Raw genomic sequence first — 25,784 nt, 5'->3', positions numbered from 1 at the left:
TCCTCAGTGCGATGTGGGGGTCAAGGGGCCTATGCGGTACAGGACTTCGGGGTCGTGCGGACCGTCGGGGAACTCGCCGGCCTCGAACAGCACCGTGCGCTCGACGGCGGCGCCGTGCCGGGCGGCGTACGAGGTGAACAGGTGCTCGGAGGCGGTGTTGCCGGGCGTGATGGTGGTCTCGACGGCGGTGAGCGGCCGTTCGGCGGCCACCCGTGCCGTGAGTCCGTCCAGCAGCCGCGCCGCGATGCCGCGCCCGCGCTGCGCGGCGTCCACGGCCACCTGCCAGACGAGCAGGGTGTCCGGCCGGTCCGGCCGGGTGTACCCGGTCACGAACCCGACGGGCTCGCCGTCCGCGCCGCGCGCCACCGCCGAGGTGCCGGCGAAATCCCGGCACCACAGCAGATAGCTGTACGAGGAGTTCAGATCGAGGCTTCCGGAATCCTTGGCGATACGCCAGAGAGCGGCACCGTCGGTCACCAGCGGGCGGTCGACGATCAGGTCTGCTTGTGGGGCAGTCATGTGGATCGAATTTAGCGAGGCAAATGCAAAAACGCACGGCAGGTCGAGCTCAGGGCCCGACCTGCCGTGCCTGTATGTACCGATATGACCCACCGCAAAGTGGACAAATATCCCTGTTATGTGGAGTGCGTCACAGGGTTGAAACCCGGATGAAATTCCCCCGGTTTAGCTCTGCAAAAAGCGGGCAGACGAACTCGGGTAAGCCATCGAAAAAAAGGGAATTCGAAATAGCTTTGAATTCGGCTACCGCCAGGCGGAATCCACGGCCCGCCGGGCGCCCGCAAGGTCCACCGCCGGCCCCCGCTTCGCCAGCCCCGCGCCGAGCGCCGCCAGGCTCGCCCAAACGGCACCGGCCGTCGCGTCCACCCCGTAGTGGTTGACCCGGATCATCTCCCCGGCCAGCGCGCCCCCGCCCGCCGCCAGCGGCAGGGTGCCGTCGTCCGCCAGTGCCTCGGCGACCAGCTCCGAGGCCGCCACGCCGGCCGGCACCCGCAGGGTCGTGGCGACCGGCGCCGCGTCCGACTCCTCGTACACGTACGGCTCCAGGCCGCCGCCCAGGGCCACCGCCCCGGCCCGGGTGGCCAGCGCGGCCGTGCGGTGACGCCGCATCACCGTCTCCAGGCCGTCCGCCTCGATCCGCTCCAGGCACGCCTCCAGCGCCAGCATCTCCAGCTGGGCCGGCGCGTGCAGCAGCGCCTTGCGGCCACCGTCGACCCAGCGCTCCTTCCAGTCCAGCAGGGAGAGGTAGGAGCGGCGCGGGGCGTGCGGGTTCGCCGCCATCCGGGCCCACGCCCGCTCGCTCACCGAGACCGCCGAGACGCCGGCCGGGCCGCCCATCGCCTTCTGCGCCCCGATCACGCACAGGTCCACGCCCCACGCGTCCGGCAGCACCGGCTCGGCCCCGACCGAGGCGACCGCGTCGAGGTAGAAGAGGGCGCCCTGCTCCCGTACCGCCTCGCCGATCTCCGCGACCGGGTTGGTGTTGCCGGTGGCCGCCTCCGCGTGCACCAGGGAGACGAAGTCGATCTCCGGGTGCTCGGCGAACGCCTCCCGGATCCGCTCGGCCGTCACCGCCGCGTGGAACGGCACGGTGAGGTCGATCACGGTCGCGCCGCAGTCCCGCAGCCAGTTCCCGAAGGTCTGCCCGTACGGGCCGGTGATCACGTTCAGGGCGACCGTTTCCGGCCCCGCCGTCGCCCGGATCGCGCCCTCCAGGGGCAACAGTGCCTCGCCCTGCATGATCACCACGTCCTGGCGGGTATCCAGCAGCCGGGCCACCCGGTCCTCGATCGCGGCGAAGTGCGCGGCGCTCAGCGGGGCCAGGTCGAGGAAGGGGTGGGTCACGGCGGTGCTCTCTTCGGTCGGGACGGGGGAGATCCAGATGAGCGTAACCGGCAGGGGGGTCACCGTCCCCGACCGGCGACTTCTCAGGCTGAACGGCTCCAAGACCATCGGTTTGATTTGAGAGACCCAAACATCTCCTTATAATCGGAACCCGTAGAACCGGAACCCAAAGCTCCCCCACAGATTTCTGGAGGTCTCGTGACCACGCTCCTCGGGCGCCGCCGGGCTCGCGCCCTGGCCGCCGTCACCGCCGCGGCCGGGCTGGCCCTCGTGGCCGGCTGCACGTCGAGCGGCAACGGCTCCAGCGCCTCCAGGACGGCCGCAGGCGGGGTCGAACTCGTCAAGGCGGGTCAGCTCACCACCTGCACCCACCTGCCGTACCCGCCGTTCCAGTCGGAGATCGACGGCAAGGTGCAGGGCTTCGACGTGTCGATGATCGACCTGGTCGCCAAGGACCTCGGCGTGAAGCAGCAGATCCTCGACACGCCGTTCGAGAACTTCAAGACCGGCGCCTTCCTCAACTCCGGCGAGTGCGACCTGGCCGCGGCCGGCATGACCATCACCGCCGAGCGCAAGAAGAACGTCGACTTCTCCACCCCCTACTTCGACGCCACCCAGGCCCTCCTCGTGGGCAGGAACAGCGGTATCACCTCGCTGGCCGACGCCAAGGCCAAGAAGGTGAAGCTCGGCGCCCAGGCGCAGACCACCGGCGAGGACTACGTCAGCAAGCAGGGCTTCGACCCGGTCTCCTTCGAGTCCTCCGACGCCGTCCTCAACGGCCTGCGCACCGGCCAGGTCAAGGCCGTCGTCATCGACTACCCGGTGGTCCAGGGCTGGCTCAAGGACAAGGCCAACGCGGACGCCTTCCAGGTCGCCGGCAACATCAACACCGGCGAGCAGTACGGCTTCACGGTGAAGAAGGGCAACACCAAGCTCCTCGCCGCCGTCGACAAGGCGATCACCGACGCCAAGGCCGACGGCACGTACAAGAAGCTGTACGAGAAGTGGATCGGTCCCTACGACGCCTCGGCCGCGTCCCCCGCCGCCTCATGACCGCAGGCACGGACACCGGACTGAGGCCCCGCAGGAAGGGGCTGTCCCGGCGGCAGAAGCGCCGGCTGTCGCGCGGGGCGCAGTACGTCGTCTTCGTCGCCGCCGTGGTCGCGTTCGCGGTCGGCGCCGACTGGGGACGGCTGCAGAACCAGTTCGCCCAGTGGGACATCGCCCGGCAGATGTTCCCGGACGTCATCACGCTGGCGCTGAAGAACACCGTGCTCTACACGGTGTCCGGCTTCGCCGTCGGCCTGGCGCTCGGCATGGTGATAGCGCTCATGCGGCTGTCGTCGGTCGGGCCCTACCGCTGGCTGGCCGGCGTCTACATCGAGATCTTCCGCGGCCTGCCTGCCCTGCTGATCTTCATCTTCATCGGCGTCGCCGTCCCGCTCGCCTTCCCCGGCACCGAGATCGTCGGCGGCACCTACGGCAAGGTGGCCCTGGCGCTCGGCCTGGTCGCCGCCGCCTACATGGCGGAGACGATCCGCGCGGGCATCCAGGCGGTCCCCAAGGGCCAGCTGGAAGCGGCCCGTTCACTGGGCTTCTCACCCGCCCGCGCGATGATCTCGATCATCATCCCGCAGGCCTTCCGCATCATCCTGCCGCCCCTGACCAACGAGCTGGTCCTGCTCTTCAAGGACTCCTCCCTGGTCCTCTTCCTCGGCGTCACCCTGGAGGAGCGCGAACTGTCCAAGTACGGCCGCGACCTGGCCAGTACGACCGCCAACTCCACGCCGATCCTCGTCGCCGGCCTGTGCTACCTGCTGGTCACGATCCCGCTCGGCTTCGTCGTGCGCCGCATGGAGGCGAAGGCCCAGGAGGCCGTCACATGAGCCGACCCGAGATCGAGGTGAAGGGTCTGCACAAGTCCTTCGGCGAGAACGAGGTGCTGCGCGGCATCGACCTGGAGATCGGCCAGGGCGAGGTCGTCTGCGTCATCGGTCCGTCCGGCTCCGGCAAGTCGACGCTGCTGAGGTGCGTCAACCTCCTGGAAGAGCCGTCCCAGGGGCAGGTGTTCGTCGGCGGCACCGAGTTGACGGACCCCGACGTCGACATCGACGCCGTGCGCCGCCGGATCGGCATGGTCTTCCAGCAGTTCAACCTCTTCCCGCACCTCACGGTCACCGAGAACCTCACCCTGCCGCAGCGTCGGGTGCTGCGCAGGGACAAGGCGACGGCGGCACGGGTCGCCGCCGAGAACCTCGCCCGCGTGGGCCTCTCCGAGAAGGCGGACGCCTACCCCGCCTCCCTCTCCGGCGGCCAGCAGCAGCGCGTGGCGATCGCCCGCTCGCTGTCCATGGGCCCCGAGGTGATGCTCTTCGACGAGCCGACGTCCGCCCTCGACCCGGAACTGGTCGGGGACGTCCTGGCGGTGATGCGGATGCTGGCGCAGGAGGGCATGACCATGATGGTGGTCACCCACGAGATGACCTTCGCCCGCGAGGTCGCCGACCGGGTGGTCTTCATGGACGGGGGAGTCGTGGTCGAGGACGGCACGCCGGACCAGGTCATCGGCAACCCCACCCACACCCGCACCCGCCACTTCCTCTCCCGGCTCCTGGACCCGGCCATGGCCCAGGTGGAGGAGGAGACCGCGGAGTAGCCGCCCGGACAGGGGAGACCGGACCGGCTGTCAGTGCCGTGTGCGAGGGTTCGGGCATGAACGCACACCGTGTGGAGCACAGCTGGGCGGAGACCGTCGCCCTCTTCGAGCGGCGGGGGCTGCCCGAGTCGTCGTACGAGAACCTCTACGAGGAGTCCTACGACGTGCACACCGGCCCGGTGGTGATCGCGGGCGACCTCGACCTGGACACGGTCGGGTCCTCCGGCGCCGGGGTGGTCGTCGACGGCGACCTGACCGTCGGGGGCAGCATCGTCAACGTCGACGACGGCTGCCCGGCCTCGATCGTCCTCGGCGACCTGCGGGCCGCCAACGTCTACCTCGAAGGCGACGTCAAGCTGCTGGTGCTGGGCAGCGTCACCGTGGACGCCTTCATCGGCAGCATGACCGACAAGCTGGTCATGATCCACGGCGACCTGCGGGCCGGAGTGACCGTGCTGTCGGGCGAGTTCAGCCCCGACCTGGTCGGCGGCACCCTGCACGGCGCGGTCGTCGCGCCCGCCTACCTCGACCTCGCCCAGGACGTCGACCCGGCCGCGGTCCTCGTCCCCGAGGTGCTGCGCGCGGACGGCGAGGACGACCCGCGCGGCTTCGACGCCCCGCGGGTGCACGGCGGCCGGCTGCTGAACCGCATCGGGAAGGGGCTCCCGGTCGTCCTAGGCTGAGCCCCATGAGCGATCGAGCGGTGCTGCACGTGAAGGGCAGGGTCCTGGCGGGCCCCGAGGACGTCCGCGACGAGCTGTGGGTGGTGGACGGCCGGGTCTCCTACGGCCGTCCCGCCGGCGCCCGTGACATCCGGACCGTCGAGGGCTGGGCGCTCCCCGGCCTCGTCGACGCCCACTGCCACGTCGGTCTCGGCCCGCACGGCCCGGTGGACGCGGCGACGGCCGAGAAGCAGGCCCTCACCGACCGCGAGGCCGGCACCCTCCTCATCCGGGACGCCGGCTCCCCCTCCGACACCCGCTGGGTCGACGACCGCGACGACCTCCCGAAGATCATCCGGGCCGGCCGGCACATCGCCCGCACCCGCCGCTACATCAGGAACTTCGCCCACGAGATCGAGCCGGCCGACCTGGTCGCGTACGTCGCCCAGGAGGCCCGGCGCGGCGACGGCTGGGTCAAGCTGGTCGGCGACTGGATCGACCGCGACCTCGGCGACCTGGCCCCCAGCTGGCCCCGTGACGCCGTCGAGGCCGCCATCGCCGAGGCCCACCGGCTCGGCGCCCGGGTCACCGCCCACTGCTTCGCCGAGAGCTCGCTCAGGGACCTCGTCGAGGCCGGCATCGACTGCGTCGAGCACGCCACGGGCCTGACGGAGGATCTGATCCCCCTCTTCGCCGCCCGCGGCGTCGCGATCGTCCCCACCCTCGTCAACATCGCCACCTTCCCCGACCTGGCGGCGGGCGGCGAGGCCAGGTTCCCCCGCTGGTCGGCCCACATGCGCCGGCTGCACGAGCGCCGCTACGACACCGTCCGGGCCGCCTACGACGCCGGGATCCCGGTGTACGTCGGCACGGACGCCGGCGGCAGCCTGGCCCACGGACTGGTCGCGGCCGAGGTCGCCGAGCTGGTGACCGCCGGGATCCCGCCCCTCGACGCGCTCTCGGCGACCAGCTGGGCGGCCCGCGCCTGGCTCGGCAGGCCCGGCCTGGAGGAGGGCGCGCCGGCCGACCTGGTGGTGTACGAGAGCGACCCGCGCGCGGACGTGCGCGTCCTCGCGTCCCCCAGGAGAGTGGTGCTGAACGGGCAGGTCGTGCAGTAAGGGAACTCCTGTGCCGACCGATTCGAATACGTTCACGGAAAGTCCACTATTGAGTGAAGTGACGCAGGATTGCCGCCTGTTCACCCACAGTGCGTAATTCTTGGCGGGTCCCGAGCACGTTTCCTCTGGGGGTCCCACCACCTTGAACAGCGACACATTCCGTATGCCCGCACGCCGTCTCGCGACCCTCGCGACGGCCACGGCCCTGGCCGCCGGTCCCGCGGCCCTGGCCGGCGCGGGCACCGCACACGCGACCACCGACCACGGTCGCGCGAGCGCGTTCGTCCTGCGCACCGGCCTTGACGTCTCCCTCCTCAAGAAGACCGTGAACGTCCCGCTCGCGGTCTCCCTGAACGAGGTCCAGGCACCGCAGAGCGCCAACCGGACGGCGCTCACCGCCACCCTCGACGGAGTCGACGGCGGCAAGCCCTTCAACGTCCTCGGCGCGGACGTCGCCGCGGCGAAGGCGACCGTCACCGCCGACCGCGCCGAGGCCTCCGTCCACCTCGCCCACGCCAGGCTGCACCTGCCGGGCCTGCCCCTGCTGTCCCTCGTCGAACTCGACACGGTCACGTCCGAGGCCACCTGCGAGACCGGCAGGCAGCCGCAGGCCACCGCCGACGTGCTCGGCGCCGTCACCGTGCTCGGCAAGCGCGTCACGCTCAGCGCGGGCGGCCCCACCGACGTCAGGGTCCCCGGCGTCGGCGAGGTCCGCCTCGACCTGTCCCAGCGCGAGACGACCTCGACCACGGCCGCGGCCGGCGCCCTCGAACTCAAGGTCTCCATCAACCCGCTGAAGCTCAACGTGGCCGAGGTGGAGGGGACGGTGACGCTGGCGAAGGCGACGTGCGAAACGCCCCCCGACCCCGAGGCCGCTCCGGGTGCCCCTGGCGACCCTGCCGACTCTGCCGACCCCACGGACCCCGCCGACCCCGCCGACCCGGCGTCCGACGTGAAGGTCCAGGGCGCCCCGGCGAAGGAGACCACCAAGCTGGCGGAAACGGGCGGCAGTTCGGCGACGCCGTACGTCGTGGGAGGATCGCTGGCGTTGATTCTGGCGGGCGGAGGAGCGGTCACTGTGGTCCGGCGCAGGCGATAGCGCCCCTTGAGGGGCGCGGGGAACTGCGCGACCAGCCACAACGCACCCGCACTCGCGTGACGGCCCGCAGTTCCCCGGTCCCTCCCCTCACGCCCGTATCAACATCAACGCCTGATCAAGCGCCTGCAGGAACCGGTTCACCGTCACCCGGTCCCGCACCGCGATCCGCACCCACTCCTCGTCGAGCCCGGGAAACGTGTCCCCCCGCCGCACGGCGTACCCCAGCACCCGCAGCTGCCGCCGCACGGCCGCCGCCCCCGCCATCCGGACGAGCACGAACGGCCCCTCCGCCGGCCCCGCCACCCGCACCCCCTCCGGCGCGAACTCCTCCAGCCCCGCGACCAGATGGGCCCGGTCGGTGGCGACGCGGTGCGCCGCGTGCGCCGCCTCCGCCAGCGCGCGCGGCGCGACACACGCCTCTGCCGCCGCCAGCGCCGGCGTCGACACCGGCCACAACGGCTGCGCCCGCGCCAGCTCGGCGACGGTCTCCGGCGCGGCCAGCACGTACCCGATCCGCAGCCCGGCCAGCCCCCACGTCTTCGTCAGGCTCCGCAGCACCACAAGACCCGGTACGTCGGTCCGCCCGGCCAGCGCCTCCCGCTCGCCCGGCACCGCGTCCATGAACGCCTCGTCGACCACCAGCGTCCGCCCCGGCCGGGCGAGCCGGGCGATAGCCCCGGCCGGATGCAGCACCGACGTCGGGTTGGTCGGATTGCCGATCACCACCAGGTCGGCGTCCTCCGGGACGGCCGCCGGATCCAGCCGGAACCCGTCCGCCTCCCGCAGCAGCACCCGGTCCACGGTGTGCCCGGCGTCCCGCAGCGCCGCCTCCGGCTCGGTGAACTGCGGATGCACCACCACCGGCCGGCGCACCTTCAACGCCCGCGCCAGCAGCACGAACGCCTCCGCGGCACCCGCCGTCAGCAGCACCCGCTCCACCGGCAGCCCGTGCCGCGCCGCGACCGCGGCCCGTGCCGCCCGCCCGTCCGGGTAGGCCGCGAGCCCGCCCAGCGACTGGGCTATCCGGTCCCGCAGCCAGACCGGGGGAGTGCCGGTCCGCACGTTGACCGCGAGGTCGACGAGGGCCGGACCGCCGTCCCGGACCTCGGCGTCGCCGTGGTGGCGCAGATCGTGCCCGCCTCCGGAGCCTCTGTCGCCTCCGGGGCCGTCGGCACCGCCGGAACCGTCCTCAGTGCGCATGCGCGTGCCCGCCATGGTGATGGTGTCCGTGCCCGTGGTGGTGGCCGTCGTCGTCCGGGTGGAAGTGCGGCTGCTGCGGCAGCCCGACCTTGTCCTCGAAGCCGGGCAGCGCGATCCGGTACACGCACGAGTCGCAGTTCATCCGCAGATCACCCTCGACCGCCTCCCGGTACCGCTCCATCACCAGGTCCAGCAGCTCGGGCTCGGGCCCGATGACGTCCGCCGAACGCACCTCGATCTCCGGGTGCGCCGCCGCCCAGCCCTCGGTCTGCTGCCGCACCCGGTCCGGCAGGATCCCGGTGAAGAGAAAGTACGGCAGGACGACGATCCGGCGCGCCCCCAGTTTCAGACACCGGTCGAGCCCGCCCGGCACGTCCGGCGCCGCCAGCGACACGAACGCCGTCTCCACCCCCGCGTACCCGCGGCCCTCCCAGAGCAGCCGGGCCGCCTTGTGCACCTCGGCGTTGGCGTCGGGGTCGGTGGAACCCCGGCCCACCAGCAGCACGGTCACGTCCGAGCGGTCCTGGACGGCCCGTGAGGAACCGCCCAGCGCCTCGTCCAGCCGCCGCTCCAGGACCGACAGCAGCGAAGGGTGCGGACCGAGCGGACGGCCGTAGGTGTACGAGATCCCCGGGTGCCGCTCCTTCTCCCGGGTCAGCGCGGCCGGGATGTCGCCCTTGGCGTGCCCGGCGGAGACCAGCATCAGCGGAACCGCGGCGAACCGCCGTACGCCCCGCTCCACCAGCTCGGCCACGGCGTCGCCGAGCGGCGGCGGGGACAGCTCGATGAAGCCGCCCGCGACGGGCAGTTCGGGGTGGCGGCGCCCCAGCTCCCGGACGAAGTCGCGGAACGCCTCGGCCCCGGCTTCGTCCCGGGTGCCGTGGCCGGCGATGAGCAGGGCGGGCGGGGTGGTCACGGCGTCTCCTCGGAAGTGGGGTGGTACAGCAGGGCGTTGAGCGCGGCGGCGGCGACCGCCGAGCCGCCCTTCTCGGACACGTTGCTCACGGCGGGCAGCCCGCTCTCCCGCAACGCGGCCTTGGACTCGACCGCGCCGACGAAGCCGACGGGCAGACCGATGACGAGCGCGGGGGAGGCGTCCAGCGTCAGCAACTCCTCCAGGGCGGTCGGCGCGTTGCCGACCACCCACAGGGCGCCGGGCCCGACCTGCTCGTAGGCGAGCCGGATCGCGTGTGCCGAACGGGTCAGCCCGGGACCGGACTCGGCGTCGCGCAGCCGGCACACCGTCGCGCGGCGGGTGATCCCGGCGGCGACCATCTCGACGTCCACGACGACCGGCGCCCCGGCGTGCAGCGCCGCGTGCGCCCTCACCAGGTCGTCCTCGTCGGTCACCAGGTCGGTCGCGTACTCCAGGTCGGCCGCGGAGTGCACGACCCGCTCCACGACCGCCCGGGTCAGCGGCGGGAAGTGCGAGGTGTCCAGGCGGGCGCGCAGCCGCCGGTAGGACTCCTCCTCGATGGGATGGACGACCCGGTTCACCTGCCCTCCTCCTGGGTGCTCCCCTGCCAGCGGTAGCCGCGCGGGGTGACCATGCGCCCGGCGATGTTCCGGGTCGCCGTGTTGCCCACGGTCACGACGGTCATCATGTCCACCCACGCCGGGTCCAGCGCACCCAGGGTGGTCAGCCGGCTCGACTCGTCGGGGCGCGAGGCGTTGCGTACGACACCGACGGGCGTCGACGGCTCCCGGTGCCCGGCGAGGATCGCGAGCGCCTTGGGCAGCTGCCAGTCGCGGCCCCGGGAACGCGGGTTGTAGAACGTCACCACGATGTCCGCCTCGGCCGCCGCGCGCACCCGGCGCTCGATGACCTCCCACGGCGTGTGCAGGTCGGACAGGCTGATCGAGACATGGTCGTGGCCGAGCGGCGCGCCCAGGATCGCCCCGGCCGCGAGCGCGGCCGTGACACCGGGTACGCCGATCACGTCGATGTCGTCGGAGGCCTCGGCGAGCGCCGGGGAGGCCATGGCGTACACGCCCGCGTCCCCGCTGCCGATCAGCGCGACGGCCTGCCCGGCGCGCGCCTCGGCGACCGCGGTCCGGGCCCGCTCCTCCTCGGCGCCGAGCCCCGACTCCAGGATCCGGGTGCCGGGCCGCAGCAGGTCGCGGATCTGGTCGACGTACTGGTCGAGGCCTACGAGCACGGCGGCGCGCCGGAGTTCGGCCCTGGCGCGCGGGGTGAGCAGGTCCCGGGCGCCGGGGCCGAGCCCGACGACCGCGAGCCGGCCGCGCGCCGGACGCCGTACGACCGCGCAGGTCGCCATGGCGGCCCGGCCGTCCTCCCGGCGCGACTTCCGCTTGGGGACGAGGAGTTCGCCGCCGCGCGCGAGGGCCGCCGCCTCGGCGACGGAGGGGGTGCCGACGGCGGCGAGCGGAGCGTCCGAGGGGTGGGGGACCTGCACCCCGGCCAGTTCCCCGGCGGGGTAGGTCACCAGCGGGACCCCGAGCCGCGCCGCCGCCGCGACGATTCCGGGTTCTCCGGCCTTGGCGTCGACCGTGGCGAGTTCGGCGATGCTGCGCGGTGACAGCCCCGCGTCCCGCAACGCCGCCTCGACGAGGCCGAGCACCTCGTCGACGGGGGCGTCCTTCGAGGCGCCGACGCCGACGACCAGGGACGGCGGCCTCAACAGCACCTCGTTCCCCGCGGGTTCGACCGCGCGGTCGGTCAGCCGGACGGAGAAGGCGCCCTCCTCCGCCAGCGGCAGCGGTGGCAGCGGCCAGGTCAACTCGGTGTGCAGCGCCACCGGTTCGCCGTCCAGCAGGGCCCGCGACACGGCCGCCACCGAGCCCTCGACGGGGAAGCCGAGGGTGTCGAGACCGGGCAGCCCGACCGCGTCGGTCGCGGTGGTCACGACCGGCTGCGCGGCCAGCAACTCACCCACTTCCACCGCGAGTTCGTTGGCGCCGCCGCCGTGCCCGCCGACCAGCGACACGGCGAACCGTCCGCCCTCGTCGACGCACACCACACCCGGGTCGGTCGCCTTCCCGCCCAGCAGCGGGGCGATCAGCCGGACCACCGCACCCGTGGCCAGGAAACACACCAGCTGCTCGCACTCCGCGAACGCGGACCGTACGGCGTCCTTGACGGGACCGTCGTACACCCGCGTGCGGTCCGGCCACGCCGCGGCCAGCCGGTCGCGCGCCGCCGCCCCCGCCGCGGTGGCGGAAATCAGGCCGATCACAGAGCAACTCCTTCGTCAGACAAGGGGGTCCGTGTTCCCCAGAGCAGGAACACGGGATTGGTCGCCGCCAGCCGGGTCACGTCGCCCGGCAGCGGCGCGAGACGGGACGACTGCAGCAGCACCCCGTCGCAGGAGAACCCGGCACCGGTGAGCGCCGCACGCGCCGCCGGCACCCGGTCCAGGGCGGCCATCGCGACCACCACGGTCCGCCGGGCGCGCGCGGCACAGGCGCCGACGATCGCGGGCAGTTCGCTCCCGCCCCCGCCGACGAACACGGCGTCCGGGTCGGGGAGTCCGGCCAGGGCATCCGGTGCCATGTCACACACCACGTCCACGTACACCCCGTGCGCAAGCGCGTTGGCCGCGATCCGCGCCACCCCGTCCGCCGCCTTCTCCACGGCGACGACGGCCGCGCCGAGCCGCGCGCACTCCACCGCCACCGACCCGGACCCCGCGCCCACGTCCCAGACCAGGTCGCCGAGGCGGGGTCCGAGCCGGGCCAGGGCCAGCGCCCGTACCTCGAACTTGGTGATCATCGAGTCGCGGTGCGCGAACGCGTCCTCGCCGAGGGCCCACCCGGTGGGTTCCGCCCGGCCGCCCGCGACCGTCCGTGCGGCGCCCGGCGCCCGCGTCCGCGCCTCGTCGAGGCACAGCACCACGCTGACGTCCGGCCCCCAGTCCCGGTCGGCGGCCTCGGCCGGCGTCACCCGCTCGACGCGCTCCCGCACGGAGCCGAGCGCCGAGGCGACGACGAGCACGCGCGTGGCCTGCCGCAGGGCCGCCCCCAGCTCGGCCGGACCCGCTCCCGGGCCGGTCAGCACCGCCACCTTCGGATGCGCCCGGCACACGTTGACCGCCGTACGCGGCTCCCGCCCGTGCGCGCTCACCACCACGGCGTCGTCCCAGGTGAGCCCGATGCGCGCGAAGGCGGCGGCGACGGAGGACACCCCGGGGCGGACGTCCAGGCGCTCCGCCCCGAACCGCTCGGCCAGCACCCGCACGATCCCGAAGAACCCCGGATCCCCCGAGGCCAGCACGGTCACGGGCCGGTCCTCGCCGACGTACTCCCCGATGGTGTCGAGGGCGGGCGCCAGCGGCCCGAGGACGACCTGCTCGGCCCCCTCCGGCAGCCGTACGGCGTCCAGGTGCCGCCGCCCGCCGACGACCAGCTCGGCACCGGCCAGCGTCTCCGGTGCCGGGGAGGCTCCCGTCCCGGTACCGACCACGGTGATCATGTACTGGCCCCCCGCTCGCGCAGCTCCCGCCGGGCCTCCGGGTCGGCCTTGCGGAAGCCGTGGAAGTGGCCCGGGTGGTAGAGGTGCGAGCGGGTGCCGTGGGCGGCCAGGGCCGGGCCGACCAGGAAGAGGGTGTGCTTCCAGAGCTTGTGCTCCTTGACCGTCTCCTCCAGCGTCTCGATCGTGCACCGCACGACCAGCTCCTCCGGCCAGGTCGCCTGGTAGGCGACGACGACCGGGGTGGACGTCGGGTAGCCGCCCTCCAGCAGCTCGCGCACCAGCTGCCCGCTGCGCGCGGCGGAGAGGAAGACCGCCATGGTGGTCCCGTGCCGGGCGAACTCCCGGACCTCCTCCCCGGGCGGCATCGGCGTCTTGCCGCCGCCGAGCCGGGTGAGCACGACGGACTGCGCCACCTCGGGAATGGTCAGCTCGCGCTGGGCCAGCGCGGCCACGGCCGAGAAGGAGGAGACGCCGGGCACGATCTCGACCTCGATGCCGATCCCGGCACACCGGTCGACCTGCTCCTGCGTACCGCCCCAGAGCGCCGGGTCCCCGGAGTGGATCCTGGCCACCCGCAGCCCCTCCGCCCGCGCCCGCTCGTACACGGCGACGACGTCCTCCAGGGACATCGTCGCGGAATCGAGGACCTCCGCGTCCTCGCGGGCGTGCTGGAGGACCTCGGCCTGGACCAGGCTCGCGGCCCAGATCACGACGTCGGCCTCGGCGATCGCGCGTGCGGCCCGGAACGTCAGCAGGTCGGCGGCGCCGGGGCCGGCACCGACGAAGGTCACCTTGCCGGCCGGAGCGGCACCGGAGGCGGGCTCGGTGGCAGCGGCAGCGGCAGAGGCGGCGGCATCGGCCATGGAAATTCGGTCCTCTCTGGACAAAGGGTGTTACTGGTGGTGCTGGATGTGCGCTGGGGCGGGTCGATCGGATAGCAAGGGCACATGGCGGTCTTCGTCGCGCTCGGCGCGTTCCTGATGACGCTGGCCGGCGGCTGGACGGCACAGCGTGTGACCGACCGTCGTCACCTGGTCCTGGGCCTGGCCGGCGGTCTGATGCTCGGGGTGGTCGGTCTCGACCTGCTGCCGGAGGCGCTGCGCGCGGCCGGCCGGGAGGTCTTCGGCGTACCGGCCGCCCTGCTGCTGTTCGTGGCCGGCTTCCTGCTGGCCCATCTGGTGGAGCGCACCCTGGCCCTGCGCCAGGCCGCGCACGGCGCCGACGAGCACGGTCACCGGGCCCCCGAGGTGGGGCTGACGGCGGCCGGCGCGATGGTCGGCCACAGCGTGATGGACGGCGTGGCGATCGGCGCGGCCTTCCAGGTGGGCGGCGGCATGGGCGCGGCGGTCGCGCTCGCCGTGATCGCCCACGACTTCGCGGACGGCTTCAACACGTTCACCATCACGAGCCTGTACGGCAACGCGCGCCGCCGGGCGATAGGCATGCTGGTCGCGGACGCCTTCGCACCGGTCGTCGGCGCCCTGTCCACGATCTTCGTCACCATTCCCGAGACCGTTCTCGGCGGCTATCTCGGCCTCTTCGGCGGCGTCCTGCTCTACCTGGCCGCCGCCGAGATCCTCCCCGAGGCCCACCACGAGCACCCGGCCCGCTCGACGCTGCTGTGCACGGTCGCCGGCGCGGCCTTCATCTGGCTGGTGGTGGGCATCTCCGGCTGACGCCCGACCGCTCACAGCTTCCCGCCTCTGCCACCGTCCCGGCGCGGGGGCGCGATGAGCGTGGAGAGGTACGGCAGCGGGGAGCCGTCGAGCTCGGCGGCCGGCCGGACGGACTCCTCCGCGAGCCCCAGCGCCGCCCCCCACACCGCGTCGTCCAGCCGCCCGGCCTCCCGCAACGCCTCCACGACGGCCCCGGCGTGCCGTCCGAACTTGTACGCCACGACCGTCCCCGGCCCGCCGAGCGCGTCCTTGAGCACCTCGGCCCCCGCCGTCACCGGCACCAGCGTCAACGGCTCGGTCCCCTCGGTGAGCACGGCCCCGGAGCGGGCGGCGAGATCCTGCATGGCGGTGATCCCGGGCACGGTCTCCACCACCACGTCCGGCACCAGCTCGGCGATGGTCTGCGCGAGATACGTGAACGTCGAATAGACGTTCGGGTCCCCGATGGTGGCGAAGGCGACCGCCCCGTTGCCCCGCAGCAGCTCGGCGACGCGGGCCCCCGCCGCGTCCCAGGCGGCCTCCCGCCGCCCCCGGTCACTGCGCTCGTTCAGCGCGAAGACGACCCGTACGACCTTCTCCGCGCCGACGTAGTGCAGCACCGTGGCCTCGGCCCGCCCCCGCTCACCGGTGTCCATGACGGGCACCACGACGACATCGGCCGCACGCAGCGCGTTGACCCCCTTGACGGTCACCAGCTCCGGGTCACCGGGCCCGACCCCGACTCCGATCAACCTGCTGCTGCTCATGACGTCCGGCACCTCTCCACGAACCTCCGGGCCACACCGGGCTCGGACGCCCAGTGCGTGTGCAGATAACTCGCGTGCACACCCCGCTGTACAAAACCTTCGACCCGCGGCCGGGGCGCACGCACCCCCCACGCGGGAGCCGCCCCCGCCCCCGGCTCCACCACCGTCCGGTGGAACTCGTGCCCCCGCATCCGCGTCCCGGCGACGGCCAGCACACTGTCACTCACGGCGACCGCGTCCCGGTACCCCAGCGTCAGCCGTTCCGACATCCGCGCGGTCACGTCGAGCACCCCGCACATGGCCAGCCCGTCCAGCTCCCGGCCCAGATAGAGCAGACCGGCACACTCGGCGGCCACCGGCGCACCCCGCTCCGCGAGAGCGGCGACGTCCTTGCGCAGCGCCTCATTGGCCGACAACTCCGCCCCGTACACCTCGGGAAACCCGCCCCCGATCACCAACCCGCACGTCCCGTCGGGCAGTTCCTCATCCCGAAGCGGATCGAACACGACAACCTCGGCCCCGGCAGCGGCAAGCAACTCGGCGTGCTCGGCATACGAGAACGTGAACGCGGCCCCACCGGCAACAGCCACTACGGGCCGCACCCCTTCCAGCCGGTCCGGCGTTTGAGGCCGAGATCCGGGCCGCACCCCTTCCAGCCCGTCCGGCGTTTGAGGACGAGGCCGTTCAGGCCGAAGCGGGGGTGCGGGGGCGGCAGCCCCCGAAGCGGGCGGTCGAAGGGGGTCCACCCCCTGGAGGGACGGGACGGGTAGGGGCGGCGGGGGCGAGGAAACCAGGGCCGCACCCGCGTCCCACGCCGCACCCCCCGGCACCTCGCCGGCCCCCCGCGCCAACCCCATCAGTGCCTCCAGGTCACACCCGTCGGAGACCTGCGCGGCCATCGCCGCCACCGCATCCACCGCCGCCCCCCGCCGCTCGGCGACCGGCACCAACCCCAGATGCCGCGACGGCGTGTCCACCCGCGCCACCCGCCGCAACACCCCGAACACCGGCACCCCCGCCGAATCCAGCGCCTCCCGCAGCAGCTCCTCGTGCCGGTCCGACCCCACCTTGTTCAGGATCACGCCCCCGACCCGCACCTCCGGATCCCACGAGGCGAACCCGTGCACCAGCGCCGCCACCGACCGCGACTGCGACGACGCGTCCACGACCAGCACCACCGGCGCCCGCAACAGCTTCGCCACATGGGCGGTGGACGCCAGCTCCCCTTCCCCCGCGGCCCCGTCGTACAGCCCCATCACGCCCTCGACGACGGCCAGGTCACACCCCCGCGCACCGTGCGCGAACAGCGGGCCGACCAGCTCCGGCCCGCACAGGTACGCGTCGAGGTTCCGCCCCACCCGCCCGGTCGCGAGCGCGTGGTACCCGGGGTCGATGTAGTCCGGCCCGACCTTGTGCGGGGACACGGCGAGCCCCCGCGCGGCGAACGCGGCCATCAGCCCGGTGGCGACGGTGGTCTTGCCGCTGCCCGACGAGGGCGCGGCGACGACCAGCCGGGGCACGGACGAGGACGTCACCACTCGATGCCCCTCTGCCCCTTCTGCCCCGCGTCCATCGGGTGCTTGACCTTGGACATGTCGGTGACGAGATCGGCGAGGTCGACCAGCTTCTCCGGCGCGTTCCGCCCGGTGATCACGACATGCTGGGTCCCGGGCCGGTTCCGCAGCACGTCGACGACCTCGTCCGTGTCGACCCACCCCCAGTGCATCGGGTACGCGAACTCGTCGAGGACGTAGAGCCGGTACGTCTCGGCCGCCAGGTCCCGCTTGACCTGCTCCCAGCCCTCCCGCGCCTTCTCCTCGTTGTCCATCTGGGCGTCGCGCTGGACCCAGGACCAGCCCTCGCCCATCTTGTGCCAGTCGACGGAGCCGCCCTCGCCGGAGGCGCCCAGCACCCGCAGCGCGTTCTCCTCGCCGACCTTCCACTTCGCCGACTTGACGAACTGGAACACCCCGATGGGCCACCCCTGGTTCCAGGCCCGCAGTGCGAGCCCGAACGCGGCGGTGGACTTGCCCTTCCCGATCCCCGTGTGCACGACGACGAGCGGCCGGTTACGGCGCTGACGGGTCGTCAGGCCGTCGTCGGGCACGACACTCGGCTGTCCCTGCGGCATTACGCGGCCCTCCTCGAACGACCCTGAACGTCCTTCACCAGCCCGGCGATCGAGTCCGCCCGCAGCTCGTCGAGCGTCACCGCGGTACCGCCCAGCTCGCCCGCCAACTGCCCGGCGAGCCCCAGCCGCACCGGCCCGGACTCGCAGTCCACGACCACCGAGGCGACCCCGCCGGCCGCGAACAGCCGTGCCGCCCGCCCGGCCAGCGCGACCGGCTCCGGCCCGCCCGTGGCCCGTCCGTCGGTCACCAGCACCACCAGCGCCCGCCGCGCCGGATCCCGCAACCGCTCCACCCGCAGCACGTCGTGCGCCTTGAGCAGCCCGGCCGCGAGCGGCGTACGGCCGCCCGTCGGCAGCGACTCCAGCCGGGCCGCGGCGGCGTCCACCGACGAGGTCGGCGGCAGCGCGACATCGGCGGCCGAACCCCGGAACGTCACCAGCCCCACCTTGTCCCGCCGCTGGTACGCGTCGAGCAGCAGCGACAGCACGGCGCCCTTCACCGCGCTCATCCGCTGCCGGGCCGCCATCGAACCGGACGCGTCCACCACGAACAGCACGAGGTTCCCCTCGCGCCCTTCCCGGGTCGCCTGCCGCAGATCGTCCCGCCGGAGCACGAGCCCCGGCCCGGACCGCCCGCGCGCCCGCTGATGCGGGGCGGCGGCCTGCACGGTCGCCGCCAGGTGCAGCTTGGTCAGCGCACCCCGCGGCCGGCGCGCACCCGTGGTCCGCCCGTGCTCGGTCCGCGCCCGCGACCGCCGCCCGGCGGCGCCCTCGCCGATCCCGGGCACGCTCAGCACCTTGGTACGGAAGGGCTCGGCGGCCCGCACGGGCGCCTGCTCCCCGCCACCGGCCTGCTGCGGCACGCCGTCGCCCTCACCGGCCTCGGGCCGGGCGGCACCACCTGCGTCCCCGTCGCCCTGCGGTCCCTCGTCGGGCTGCGGCTGCCCGCCGCCCCCGCCGGGACCGTCCGGATCCGGGTCGTCCTCGCTCCGGTCCTCCCCGGAGAACTCCTCCAGCGTCTGGTCCAGCTTGTCCTCGTCGAGTCCCGGCGCGTCGAAGGGGTTGCGGCGCCTGCGGTGCGGCAGCGCCAGCAGCGCGGCCTGCCGTACGTCCTCGGCGAGCACCTCGGTCCGCCCGGCCCACGCGGCCAGCGCGGTCGCCGTGCGGGCCATCACGATGTCGGCGCGCATCCCGTCGACCTCGAAGGCCGCGCAGGTCGCCGCGATCTGCCGCAACGCCCCGTCGCCCAGCCGCACCGACGGCAGCAACTCCCGCGCCGCCACGATCCGTTGCCGTACGGAGGTCTCCTCGCCGGCCCAGCGCGCCGCGAACCCCGCCGGATCGTCGTCGTACGCGAGCCGCCGCCGGACGACCTCCACCCGCTGGTCGGGTTCGCGGGAGGCGGCCACCTCGACCGTGAGGCCGAACCGGTCGAGCAACTGCGGTCGCAGCTCGCCCTCTTCGGGGTTCATCGTCCCGACGAGCAGGAAGCGCGCCGCGTGCCGGACCGACACACCCTCGCGCTCCACGTACGACGCGCCCATCGCCGCCGCGTCGAGCAGCAGGTCGACCAGGTGGTCGTGGAGGAGGTTGACCTCGTCGACGTAGAGGATGCCCCGGTGCGCGTCGGCCAGCAGGCCCGGCTCGAAGGCCTTCACGCCCTCCGCCAGGGCGCGTTCGATGTCGAGGGCGCCGACCAGCCGGTCCTCCGACGCACCGACCGGCAGCTCGACCATGCGCGCCGGGCGGGACTCGAAGGCCCCGGGCGGGTTGTGCGGACCGTCCGGACAGGCCGGGTCCGGCGCGTCCGGGTCGCAGGAGAAACGGCAGCCGGCGACGACATCCACGGCCGGCAGCAGCGCCGACAGCGCACGCACGGCGGTCGACTTGGCGGTGCCCTTCTCACCGCGTACCAGCACGCCGCCGACCGCCGGTGAGACGGCGTTCAGCAGCAGCGCGAGCCGCAGGTCGTCCTGGCCGACGACGGCTGTGAACGGGAACGGGGTACTCACTGGTCGTCGCCCTCCGAGTTGCCTTCCAGGTCGCCTTCGAGCTCCAGGTAGGTCGCCCGCAGCCGCTCCAGGGTGTCCGCGTCCGGCTCGGCCCACAGGCCCCGGTCGGCGGCCTCCAGGAGCCGTTCGGTGACGCCGCGCAGCGCCCACGGGTTGGACTTCTTCATGAAGTCCCGGTTCTCCGCGTCGAAGACGTACTCCGCGCTGAGCTTCTCGTACATCCAGTCGTCGACCACGCCCGCGGTCGCGTCGTAGCCGAAGAGGTAGTCGACGGTCGCCGCCATCTCGAAGGCGCCCTTGTAGCCGTGCCGGCGCATCGCCGCCATCCAGCGGGGGTTGACCACCCGCGCCCGGAAGACCCGGTGCGTCTCCTCGCCGAGCGTGCGCGTCCTCACCTGGTCCGGCGTGGCCGAATCACCCACGTACGCCTCGGGGTTGGCGCCGGTCAGGTGGCGGACCATGGCGACCATGCCGCCGTGGTACTGGAAGTAGTCGTCGGCGTCCACGAGGTCGTGCTCACGGGTGTCCACGTTCTTCGCGGCGACCGCGATCCGCTTGAACGCGGTCTCCATGTCCCCGCGCGCCGCCCGCCCGTCGAGCCCGCGCCCGTAGGCGTAACCGCCCCACACCGCGTACACCTCGGCGAGGTCGGCGTCGGACCGCCAGTTGCGGGCGTCGATCAGCGGCAGCAGCCCGGCGCCGTACGCCCCCGGCTTGGAGCCGAAGACACGGGCGGTCGCGCGCCGCCGGTCGCCGTGTTCGGCGGTGTCCTCGTCGGCGTGCGCCCGCACGTAGTTGGACTCCGCCGGCTCGTCCAGCTCGGCGACCGTGCGCACCGCGTCGTCGATCAGCCCGACCACGTGCGGGAACGCGTCCCGGAAGAAGCCGGAGATGCGGACCGTGACGTCGATGCGCGGCCGGCCCAGCTCGGCCGGCGGGACCACCTCGAAGCCGGTGACGCGCCGTGACGCGTCGTCCCAGACCGGACGGCAGCCCAGCAGCGCCAGGATCTCGGCGATGTCGTCGCCCTGCGTGCGCATCGCGGAGGTGCCCCACACCGTCAGGCCGACGGACTTCGGGTACTCGCCGGTGTCCTCCAGATACCGCTGCACCAGCGAGTCGGCGAGCGACTGGCCCACCTCCCAACTCAGCCGGGAGGGAATCGCCTTGGGGTCCACCGAGTAGAAGTTCCGGCCGGTCGGCAGGACGTTGACCAGGCCGCGGGTGGGAGAGCCGGACGGGCCGGCCGGGACGTAACCGCCGTCCAGGGCCTTCAGGATGTGCCCGATCTCGTCCGTGGTGCGTGCCAGCCGCGGCACGACCTCGGTGCACGCGAACTCCAGCACGGCCACCGCGTCCGGGAGTTCGGTGCCGAGGACCTCCCGCACCAGGGCGCGGCTCTCGGCGACCGCCCAGTCCCGCTGCTCCATGCCCTCCGCGACCCGGCGGCACAGCTGCTCCAGCAGGTCGACCGCGTCGGCCGCGGTCCGCGACGGGCCCTCGACCAGATCCGACAGCTCGACCGGCACCTTCACCGGCGCCCCCGGCTCGGCCAGCAACTCCTTCTCGACCAGGCCGAAATGCGCGGCGAAGGCGGCGCGCAGCCCCGGCAGCGCGTTCGCCTGCCCGCCCCACACCTGCGAGGCGCGCAGCACGGCCAGCACCAGGTTCACCCGAGGCTCGCCGACCGGCCCGCCGCCCAGGATGTGCAGCCCGTCGCGGATCTGCACGTCCTTGATCTCGCACAGATAGCCGTCGATGTGCATGACGAACGAGTCGAAGTCGTCGTCCTCGGGCTGCTCGTCCACATGCAGGTCGTGGTGGAGCTCGGCCGCCTTGACCAGCGTCCAGATCTGGGCGCGGACGGCCGGCGCCTTCGTCGGGTCCAGGTCCGACACCAGCGCGTACTCGTCGAGCAGCTGCTCCAGCTTGGCCAGGTCGCCGTAGGTGTCGGCGCGGGCCATCGGCGGCACCAGGTGGTCGACGACCGTGGCGTGCCCGCGCCGCTTGGCCTGGGTGCCCTCACCGGGGTCGTTGACGATGAACGGGTAGATCAGCGGCAGGTCGCCGAGGACCGCGTCCGGCGCGCAGCCGGCGCCCAGCCCGAGGCCCTTGCCCGGCAGCCACTCCATCGTGCCGTGCTTGCCCATGTGCACGATCGCGTCCGCGCCGAACCCCCCCTCCGATGCCACAGCGTCCAGCCACCGGTAGGCCGCCATGTAGTGATGCGACGGCGGCATGTCCGGGTCGTGGTAGATCGCGATCGGGTTCTCGCCGAAGCCGCGCGGTGGCTGGATCATCACGACGACGTTCCCGAACCGGAGCGAGGCCAGCACGATGTCGTCCCCGTCGACGTACAGGCTGCCCGGCGGCTCGCCCCACGCCTCGGTCATCGCGTCCCTGAGCTCCGGGTCGAGCTTCTCGAACCACGCCCGGTAGTCCGCGAGCGGTACCCGCGCGGGCGCGGCGGCCAGTTGCTCCTCGGTGAGCCATTCGACGTCGTGGCCACCGGCGTTGATGAGCCGGTGGATCAACTCGTCACCCTCGGAGGGGTATTCGGTGACCCCGTAGCCGGCCGCCGCGAGGGCGTCCAGCACCCGCACCGCCGACGCGGGCGTGTCCAGGCCGACCGCGTTGCCGACCCGCGAGTGCTTGGTCGGGTACGCCGTGAAGACCAGCGCGATCTTCTTCTCCGCGTTCGGCTTGTGCCGGAGCCGCGCGTGCCGTACGGCGATCCCGGCGACCCGTCCGGCCCGCTCGGGGTCGGCGACGTACACCGGGACGTCGTCGGGACCCTGTTCCTTGAAGGAGAACGGGACCGTGATCAGCCGCCCGTCGAACTCCGGGATCGCGACCTGCATCGCCGCGTCCATGGGGGAGAGGGCCGCGTCGGACTCGTCCCAGGCGCTCTTCGAGGAGGTCAGGCAGAGGCCCTGCAGCACCGGCACGTCGAGGTCGGCGAGCGCCCCGATGTCCCAGGCCTCCTCGTCGCCGCCGGCCGAGGCGTGCGAGGCGTGCGTACCGCCGGCCGCCAGGACGGTCGCGACCAGCGCGTCGGCCCCGGCGAGGAGCTCGTACAGTCCCGCGTCCGCACCGCGCAGCGAACCGCAGTACACCGGAAGGGCGTTGGCGCCGTGCGCCTCGATCGCGTCGCACAGGGTGTCCACGAAGCCGGTGTTGCCGCTCAGTTCGTGGGCCCGGTAGAAGAGCACCCCGACGGTCGGCCGGCCGCTCTCCCGGGTACGCGCGCCGTGGACGCCGTACTCCGGCATCTTCCGCGGCTCCTCGAACCCCTCGCCGGTCAGCAGCACCGTGTCGGAGAGGAACCGGGCCAGCTCGGTGAGGTTGGCGGGGCCGCCCTCGACGAGGTACTTGAGGGCCTCGGCGACCACACCCGCCGGCACCGACGACTCCGCCATCAGCTCGGCGTCCGGCACCGCCTCGCCGCCGAGCAGCACCGTCGGGATCCCGGCGGCCTTCAGCGCGGCGAGCCCGTCCTCCCAGGCCCGCTTGCCGCCGAGCAGCCGTACGACGGCGATGTCCGCGCCCGCGATCAGCGCGGGCAGCTCCTCCGCGACGTCGACGCGCGTCGGATTGCCGATCCGGTAGTCGGCACCGGAGGCGGCCCGGGCCGCCAGCAGATCGGTGTCGGCGGTCGACAACAACAACACAGTGCTCATGCGGGCGCTCCCGGTGGAATGAAAGGCAGTCCTTGCGGCGCGCCCGACTCGATGAGCCGCCAGAGCGCGTCCGTGTCCGCGTGCTGTTCGATCAGGTCGCCGAGCCGGTCGAGCTGCTCCTCGCGCAGCGCGGCGAACGAGGTGTCGGGGGCCGGCACGAACCGGCGGCCCGCGGCGGTGGCCACCTCGCGCAGGAAGGCCCGGCGGAAACCGTCCGACTCCAGGGAGCCGTGCCAGTGCGTGCCCCAGGTCTGCCCGACCCGGCAGCCGTCCAGGCTGTGTCCATGGTCATCAGAGATGAACGCGTCGCCTCCGGTTACTTCGGCGACCCCGTGATGAATCTCGTACCCCTCGACCCGCTCGCCGAGTGCCGCCCCCTCCGGCCGGGTAAGGATCTTCTCGGGGGCGAACCGCACCCTTAGGGGCAGCACCCCGAGACCCTCCACCCGCCCCCGCCGGCTTTCGACCTCGTCCTCGATGTGCTCCCCGAGGATCTGGAAGCCGCCGCAGATCCCGAGCACGGGCCGCTGTTCGGCGGCCCGGCGCCGCAGCGCCTCCGCGAGCCCCCGCTCGTGCAGCCACTCCAGGGCGCGGACCGTCCCACGGGTGCCGGGAATGATGACGAGGTCGGCGTCGGCCAGCTCCTCCGGCCGGTCCACGAACCGCACCACGACGCCCGGTTCGGCGGCCAGCGCGTCCACGTCCGTGAAGTTGGACATCAGGGGGATCGCACAGACGGCGACCCGCAGCACGTCCTCGCCGACGGGCGGGGCGGTGTTCGACTCGCGGACGGTCCCGCGCAGGGAGACCCGGAGCCCGTCCTCCTCGTCGATGCCGAGGCCGTGCCGGAAGGGCAGGACACCGTAGGTGTGGCGCCCGGTGAGCCCGTGGAGCATGTCGAGGCCCGGCTCCAGCAGGGAGACGTCCCCACGGAACTTGTTGACGAGGAACCCGGCGACGAGGGCCTGGTCCTCCGGCGAGAGCAGTGCGACGGTCCCGAAGAAGGAGGCGAAGACGCCGCCGCGGTCGATGTCGCCGACCACGAGCACGGGCAGCCCGGCGTTCCGGGCGATCCCCATGTTCACGATGTCGGTCCGGCGCAGGTTGATCTCCGCCGGACTGCCGGCCCCCTCACAGATCACCGCGTCATACGTGCCCCGCAACTCGGCGAGACAGTCGAGCACCGTCCCGAGCAGCTTCTGCTGCCGCCCGCCGTGGTAGCCGCGCGCGCTCAGTTCGCCGACGGGCCTGCCGAGCAGCACGACCTGACTGCTCTGCTCGCCGCCGGGCTTGAGCAGCACGGGGTTCATCAGCGCGGTCGGCTCCACCCGGCAGGCCTGCGCCTGCATGGCCTGCGCCCGCCCGATCTCGGCTCCTTCGCGCGTGACAAAGGAGTTGAGCGACATGTTCTGCGCCTTGAACGGCGCGACCTTCACACCCTGCCGCACCAGCCACCGGCAGATACCGGCGGTGACGACACTCTTCCCGGCGTCGGAGGTGGTACCGGCGACGAGGAGGCCTCCGTTGTTCATGACGCCCGCCCCGAGCGCGATCCGCGCAGCAGGGCCCCCGCCGCGCTCACCCCCAGCGCCAGCCACCCCACGCGCCGCGACAACCGCACCGCCCGCCCGATGTCCGCGACTTCCACGGCCCGTCCCTCCCCGTTCAGCACCGGCCGGTGCTCGACCCGGCCCCCGTACGACAACGTCCCCCCGAGCCGGACCCCCAACGCCCCCGCGAAGGAAGCCTCCACGGGCCCGGCATTGGGACTCGGATGCTTCGCCGCGTCGGTCCGCCAGGCCCGTACGGCTCCCCGCGGGTCGTCCCCGGCCGCCGCGGCCAGTACGGCGGTGAGCCGTGCCCCCGGCCATCCGGCCACGTCGTCCAGGCGCGCGGAGGCCCACCCGTACCGCCGGTACCGGGCCGACCTGTGACCCACCATCGCGTCCAGGGTGTTGACGGCGCGGAACCCGACCAGACCGGGGACGCCGGCCACGGCTCCCCACACCAGCGCGCCCACGACCGCGTCGCTCGTGTTCTCGGCGACGGACTCCACGACCGCCCGCGCGATCCCGTCGGCGTCCAGGGCCTGCGGATCCCGTCCGCACAGATGCGGCAGCCGCGCCCGGGCCGCCTCGACGTCGCCGGCCTCCAGGGCCCGCCCGACGCCGCGGGCCTCGCGCGCGAGCGAAGTACCGCCGACCACGGCCCAGGTGGCGGCGGCGGTGAGAGCGACGGACGCGGCGGTGGACGGCCGTACGACCCGCTGGGCCACGGCGCCCAGCGCCACGGCGCCGCCGGCGCACACCGCGGTGTGCAGCGCGCCCCACCCGCGGTGGTCCCGCCACAGCACCCGCTCCACGGCGCCTGCCGCCCGTCCGAACACGGCGACCGGATGCCCTCGGCGCGGATCGCCGAGCAGCAGATCACCGAGTAGGCCGGCGGCGGCACCGTACGCGAAGACGCGATCGGCACCCATCGGCTCAGCCGGCCGAGGGGTCGGCGACGG

22 protein-coding genes are annotated in these 25,784 nt (G+C 73.4%); 7 read left to right on the top strand and 15 right to left on the bottom strand.

From position 1 onward, the window contains the following. Window positions 1–3: 3 nt before the first annotated feature. Window positions 4–519: a diaminobutyrate acetyltransferase gene (gene ectA / locus AB0D74_RS06620; RefSeq protein ID WP_362581201.1), complete on the bottom strand. Its 516-nt coding sequence runs from the start codon at window positions 517–519 to the stop codon at window positions 4–6. 243 nt (window positions 520–762) lie between these two features. Next, complete coding sequence (locus AB0D74_RS06615; protein ID WP_362581199.1) at window positions 763–1,863, bottom strand: aminotransferase class V-fold PLP-dependent enzyme; 1,101 nt, start codon at window positions 1,861–1,863, stop codon at window positions 763–765. 198 nt (window positions 1,864–2,061) lie between these two features. Between AB0D74_RS06615 and AB0D74_RS06610 the strand changes: the two genes are divergently transcribed. The 6 genes from AB0D74_RS06610 (at window position 2,062) to AB0D74_RS06585 (ending at window position 7,398) form a co-directional block, all read left to right on the top strand. After that, the gene (locus tag AB0D74_RS06610) at window positions 2,062–2,916 is read left to right on the top strand and encodes an ABC transporter substrate-binding protein (protein WP_362581197.1); all 855 of its coding nucleotides are present in this window, start codon (window positions 2,062–2,064) and stop codon (window positions 2,914–2,916) included. Beyond that, a complete protein-coding gene (locus AB0D74_RS06605; protein ID WP_362581195.1) occupies window positions 2,913–3,749 on the top strand; it encodes an amino acid ABC transporter permease in 837 nt (278 codons plus the stop codon). Before AB0D74_RS06610 ends, AB0D74_RS06605 begins: the two co-directional genes overlap by 4 nt. Further along, complete coding sequence (locus AB0D74_RS06600) at window positions 3,746–4,519, top strand: amino acid ABC transporter ATP-binding protein (RefSeq protein WP_362581193.1); 774 nt, start codon at window positions 3,746–3,748, stop codon at window positions 4,517–4,519. The genes AB0D74_RS06605 and AB0D74_RS06600 overlap by 4 nt, the downstream gene beginning before the upstream one ends. Window positions 4,520–4,575: 56 nt before the next feature. Beyond that, on the top strand, window positions 4,576–5,202 hold the full coding sequence (locus AB0D74_RS06595) for a hypothetical protein (RefSeq protein WP_362581191.1): 627 nt from the start codon (window positions 4,576–4,578) through the stop codon (window positions 5,200–5,202). 5 nt (window positions 5,203–5,207) lie between these two features. Beyond that, window positions 5,208–6,299 carry an amidohydrolase family protein gene (locus AB0D74_RS06590; protein ID WP_362581189.1) on the top strand — a complete coding sequence of 364 codons (1,092 nt, stop codon included), beginning with the start codon at window positions 5,208–5,210 and terminating at the stop codon, window positions 6,297–6,299. 142 nt (window positions 6,300–6,441) lie between these two features. Beyond that, window positions 6,442–7,398, top strand: coding sequence for an SCO1860 family LAETG-anchored protein (locus AB0D74_RS06585; RefSeq protein ID WP_362581187.1), 957 nt, complete (start codon window positions 6,442–6,444; stop codon window positions 7,396–7,398). A gap of 87 nt (window positions 7,399–7,485) precedes the next feature. On the opposite strand, the gene cobC is transcribed toward AB0D74_RS06585, so the two are convergent. From cobC to cobM, 6 genes are read right to left on the bottom strand one after another with little or no spacing between them, the layout of a single operon-like run. Continuing rightward, window positions 7,486–8,598, bottom strand: coding sequence for an Rv2231c family pyridoxal phosphate-dependent protein CobC (gene cobC / locus AB0D74_RS06580; RefSeq protein WP_362581185.1), 1,113 nt, complete (start codon window positions 8,596–8,598; stop codon window positions 7,486–7,488). Next, window positions 8,588–9,514: a sirohydrochlorin chelatase gene (locus AB0D74_RS06575; RefSeq protein ID WP_362581183.1), complete on the bottom strand. Its 927-nt coding sequence runs from the start codon at window positions 9,512–9,514 to the stop codon at window positions 8,588–8,590. The genes cobC and AB0D74_RS06575 overlap by 11 nt, the downstream gene beginning before the upstream one ends. Continuing rightward, entirely contained in the window at window positions 9,511–10,095 is a 585-nt protein-coding gene (locus tag AB0D74_RS06570) for a precorrin-8X methylmutase (RefSeq protein WP_362581181.1), read from the bottom strand. The genes AB0D74_RS06575 and AB0D74_RS06570 overlap by 4 nt, the downstream gene beginning before the upstream one ends. After that, complete coding sequence (cobJ, locus tag AB0D74_RS06565; protein ID WP_362581179.1) at window positions 10,092–11,795, bottom strand: precorrin-3B C(17)-methyltransferase; 1,704 nt, start codon at window positions 11,793–11,795, stop codon at window positions 10,092–10,094. Before cobJ ends, AB0D74_RS06570 begins: the two co-directional genes overlap by 4 nt. Then, window positions 11,792–13,030 (bottom strand): precorrin-6y C5,15-methyltransferase (decarboxylating) subunit CbiE, encoded by a 1,239-nt coding sequence (cbiE, locus tag AB0D74_RS06560; RefSeq protein ID WP_362581177.1) that lies wholly within the window; start codon window positions 13,028–13,030, stop codon window positions 11,792–11,794. Before cbiE ends, cobJ begins: the two co-directional genes overlap by 4 nt. Continuing rightward, window positions 13,027–13,893 carry a precorrin-4 C(11)-methyltransferase gene (gene cobM, locus AB0D74_RS06555; protein ID WP_362581175.1) on the bottom strand — a complete coding sequence of 289 codons (867 nt, stop codon included), beginning with the start codon at window positions 13,891–13,893 and terminating at the stop codon, window positions 13,027–13,029. The genes cbiE and cobM overlap by 4 nt, the downstream gene beginning before the upstream one ends. An 84-nt stretch (window positions 13,894–13,977) precedes the next feature. Between cobM and AB0D74_RS06550 the strand changes: the two genes are divergently transcribed. Beyond that, a complete protein-coding gene (locus AB0D74_RS06550; RefSeq protein ID WP_362581173.1) occupies window positions 13,978–14,706 on the top strand; it encodes a ZIP family metal transporter in 729 nt (242 codons plus the stop codon). 11 nt (window positions 14,707–14,717) lie between these two features. Here the strand turns inward: AB0D74_RS06550 and cobI are convergent, their stop codons facing one another. The 7 genes from cobI to AB0D74_RS06515 are packed head-to-tail and all read right to left on the bottom strand — an operon-like array spanning window position 14,718 to window position 25,754. Next, window positions 14,718–15,464: a precorrin-2 C(20)-methyltransferase gene (cobI, locus tag AB0D74_RS06545; protein WP_362581171.1), complete on the bottom strand. Its 747-nt coding sequence runs from the start codon at window positions 15,462–15,464 to the stop codon at window positions 14,718–14,720. After that, the gene (locus AB0D74_RS06540; protein WP_362581169.1) at window positions 15,449–16,990 is read right to left on the bottom strand and encodes a cobyrinate a,c-diamide synthase; all 1,542 of its coding nucleotides are present in this window, start codon (window positions 16,988–16,990) and stop codon (window positions 15,449–15,451) included. The genes cobI and AB0D74_RS06540 overlap by 16 nt, the downstream gene beginning before the upstream one ends. Further along, window positions 16,984–17,583 (bottom strand): cob(I)yrinic acid a,c-diamide adenosyltransferase, encoded by a 600-nt coding sequence (gene cobO, locus AB0D74_RS06535; protein WP_362581167.1) that lies wholly within the window; start codon window positions 17,581–17,583, stop codon window positions 16,984–16,986. The genes AB0D74_RS06540 and cobO overlap by 7 nt, the downstream gene beginning before the upstream one ends. Further along, the gene (locus AB0D74_RS06530) at window positions 17,583–19,595 is read right to left on the bottom strand and encodes a putative cobaltochelatase (protein WP_362581165.1); all 2,013 of its coding nucleotides are present in this window, start codon (window positions 19,593–19,595) and stop codon (window positions 17,583–17,585) included. Before AB0D74_RS06530 ends, cobO begins: the two co-directional genes overlap by 1 nt. Then, window positions 19,592–23,275, bottom strand: a complete 3,684-nt coding sequence (cobN, locus tag AB0D74_RS06525; RefSeq protein WP_362581163.1) for a cobaltochelatase subunit CobN — start codon at window positions 23,273–23,275, stop codon at window positions 19,592–19,594. The genes AB0D74_RS06530 and cobN overlap by 4 nt, the downstream gene beginning before the upstream one ends. Next, window positions 23,272–24,807 (bottom strand): cobyric acid synthase, encoded by a 1,536-nt coding sequence (locus tag AB0D74_RS06520; protein ID WP_362581161.1) that lies wholly within the window; start codon window positions 24,805–24,807, stop codon window positions 23,272–23,274. The genes cobN and AB0D74_RS06520 overlap by 4 nt, the downstream gene beginning before the upstream one ends. Next, complete coding sequence (locus AB0D74_RS06515; protein WP_362581159.1) at window positions 24,804–25,754, bottom strand: cobalamin biosynthesis protein; 951 nt, start codon at window positions 25,752–25,754, stop codon at window positions 24,804–24,806. The genes AB0D74_RS06520 and AB0D74_RS06515 overlap by 4 nt, the downstream gene beginning before the upstream one ends. Window positions 25,755–25,784: the final 30 nt, after the last annotated feature.

It is taken from the genome of Streptomyces sp. NPDC048278 (genome assembly GCF_040652195.1).
Lineage (GTDB): Bacteria > Actinomycetota > Actinomycetes > Streptomycetales > Streptomycetaceae > Streptomyces.
The sequence above is the reverse complement of the archived record's forward strand: the minus strand, read 5'-3'. Positions and strand labels throughout refer to the sequence as shown.

Excerpts from the sequence above, each read along its gene's own strand:
- ectA (WP_362581201.1), bottom strand. The coding sequence starts at position 519 with ATGACTGCCCCACAAGCAGACCTGATCGTCGACCGCCCGCTGGTGACC.
- AB0D74_RS06605 (WP_362581195.1), top strand. The coding sequence starts at position 2,913 with ATGACCGCAGGCACGGACACCGGACTGAGGCCCCGCAGGAAGGGGCTG.
- AB0D74_RS06600 (WP_362581193.1), top strand. The coding sequence starts at position 3,746 with ATGAGCCGACCCGAGATCGAGGTGAAGGGTCTGCACAAGTCCTTCGGC.
- AB0D74_RS06595 (WP_362581191.1), top strand. The coding sequence starts at position 4,576 with ATGAACGCACACCGTGTGGAGCACAGCTGGGCGGAGACCGTCGCCCTC.
- AB0D74_RS06590 (WP_362581189.1), top strand. The coding sequence starts at position 5,208 with ATGAGCGATCGAGCGGTGCTGCACGTGAAGGGCAGGGTCCTGGCGGGC.
- cobC (WP_362581185.1), bottom strand. The coding sequence starts at position 8,598 with ATGCGCACTGAGGACGGTTCCGGCGGTGCCGACGGCCCCGGAGGCGAC.
- cbiE (WP_362581177.1), bottom strand. The coding sequence starts at position 13,030 with ATGATCACCGTGGTCGGTACCGGGACGGGAGCCTCCCCGGCACCGGAG.
- cobM (WP_362581175.1), bottom strand. The coding sequence starts at position 13,893 with ATGGCCGATGCCGCCGCCTCTGCCGCTGCCGCTGCCACCGAGCCCGCC.
- AB0D74_RS06550 (WP_362581173.1), top strand. The coding sequence starts at position 13,978 with ATGGCGGTCTTCGTCGCGCTCGGCGCGTTCCTGATGACGCTGGCCGGC.
- cobO (WP_362581167.1), bottom strand. The coding sequence starts at position 17,583 with ATGCCGCAGGGACAGCCGAGTGTCGTGCCCGACGACGGCCTGACGACC.
- cobN (WP_362581163.1), bottom strand. The coding sequence starts at position 23,275 with ATGAGCACTGTGTTGTTGTTGTCGACCGCCGACACCGATCTGCTGGCG.
- AB0D74_RS06520 (WP_362581161.1), bottom strand. The coding sequence starts at position 24,807 with ATGAACAACGGAGGCCTCCTCGTCGCCGGTACCACCTCCGACGCCGGG.
- AB0D74_RS06515 (WP_362581159.1), bottom strand. The coding sequence starts at position 25,754 with ATGGGTGCCGATCGCGTCTTCGCGTACGGTGCCGCCGCCGGCCTACTC.